This is a genomic window from Okeania sp. (genome assembly GCF_983059655.1).
Map to the genome: position 1 here is coordinate 1 of NZ_CEZPJD010001083.1, position 2165 is coordinate 2165.

Here is a 2165-nt window from a genome sequence, read left to right on the forward strand (position 1 = left end):
TTAGCAGTTCCACATATTCATTGGTTGATACTAACTGTTTATTTTGAAGAATATAGCGAGGATACATCCGATGCCATATTCGTCCTACTTGACTAATTTTTCCTGTTAAGTCTGAGTTTTTAATTGTTTTTCCTCTTTGATAATCATCATGAAACCAATAAACTGCTTGACTATCTAAATAATTATCGGCAATTCGACCCCAAACTTGCACTTTTTTAGGATGCCATGCTTCTCTCCATTTAGTTGGTTGTTGAGCTAAATTTTTCTGTTCCACCTTTTTAATATATCCTTTGATTTTTAGTTGTAAATCATTTAAAAATTTAGTTACATCAGACAAATCGTTAACAGGAATATACAACTTTTCCGAGTGTTCAATAAACTGCCAATGACAACCAATCATTGCTTTACTATTATTCCTAAAATAGTCTTGGAAAAACAAACGATGGTCAACTCGTCTCCAAGACTTGCCAAATCCACCTAATAACATAGAAAATTTAACAATATTTACTATTAATGTCTTTAAATAACCTCTTTCTTGAGGTGAAATATTTTTCATGCACAAAATTTCTAAGTTTCCCTGATTTAAGTCATAAACAGGTAATTTAGAATTGCCGAAAGTGAAATCAAATACTTCTTCTTCAACGGCATTAAAAGCTATACCTAATTTGCCAACATAAGAACTGTTGCCATTAAAACCACCCCATAATTTTTTAGTTAATTCCTGAGCAGTAATTTTATCGGTTACTCCACCAAATAACCGTAAAGTATGACCCCGAAGTGCCGCTTTGAACATATTCGGGCGCAATTCTCCTTTACCATTAATTAATTGGGATGCTAAACCTTCACCTTTGAGATGGATAGGGGGACATAAACGGTTTTCCTTATGGCTTTTTAGGCGTCCGTAACCTGCACTAACACGGGTGCCTATTCCCTGACTGAGAGCTTTTTTCCAAATCTCCCAAATTTTTTCCCACTCTGTTTCATCTAAATCTTGATTGCTAGAAATGCCAAATACTAGAGTAGGTTGATAGAGAGAAATTTGGACAAAAGCACTATGTTCTGCTTGCTCTTCTATTTGCCAAGATTCTTGAGGATGTACGACATCAACTAACCTATCTTTTGATTCGTTATTTCTCCAATTGTTATCTTTGGGATATCCGCCATGAAACCTGAGAATACCAGGTTTAGTTTCTTTGCCACTTTGACTTCCGCAATATATGATAGCTTCTTCTGAAGAACACATTCGTAAAAAAGCACCTTTCATACTCGAACCTGGATAATAGGGATAACCTTTAGCTCCAATTACCGGACGAATCACGCTTTCATCTTGGCCACTGTTACTGATAAACCGCCAACTAATTCTGTAATCTTGCCAACGTATGCGATCGCTAAAGTTCAGGACATCAGGGGATGCTCCTTTTACCCATTCGTCAACCCAATGAGCAGCATCTTCATGTTCTTGAGGTAATCTTTGTATTTGACAGCGCCCTTCTATTTGAGCGCGAAACATTCGAGGTACATTATTATTCATTGCTAAAAAGTAGAAACGTCTTTTCAGTTATCAGTTATCAGTTATCAGTTACCAGTTATAGCGCTACGCGCTAGGCAACAGGCAACAGGCAACAGGCAAAAGTAAACTGTGAGTGGGTTTGGTGGATTTAGGAATGTCCTAACCTAAACTTGTAGCGCTATAGGAGCCGTGTAAGAATAACCTGAACAGTTTTTTTGATGGAAGCTAGATTTAATGATCCATTTTAGATAAAATTTGTACAACTTATTTTTACAGGGCTACTTAGTAGACTGATACATATTCAATGGTGCGTTACGACAGATTGCTAAATCACTGTCATTTCAGTTATCAGTTATCAGTTATCAGTTATCAGTGAACCTCCGACTAAAGTCGGAGGCTTGAAATACTGAATCGATTTTTTTTCATCCCCTTAAAAGGGGAGGCTTGAGACCTGATTTTTTGGTCAGAGTATAAACTTACCGTCTAACGCAACCTAATGGATAGTTTCAACTAAAATGATGCAATAGGAAATTGGCTAGAGATTGCTTCACTATCGTTCGCAATGACAATTCTAATGCACTATTTAAAATGAAACAGTCTACTACAATTTTTGCACTATACGCACTTATTCTTTACTCGGTTTATATCGTTGTGC

At 36.4% G+C, this 2165-nt stretch carries 1 protein-coding gene; it reads right to left on the reverse strand.

All coding sequences use genetic code 11. The features are described from left to right. On the reverse strand, nt 1-1531 hold a 1531-nt coding region (locus AC3DU7_RS32005), incomplete at its 3' end, for a hypothetical protein (RefSeq protein ID WP_488043258.1). Nucleotides 1532-2165: the final 634 nt, after the last annotated feature.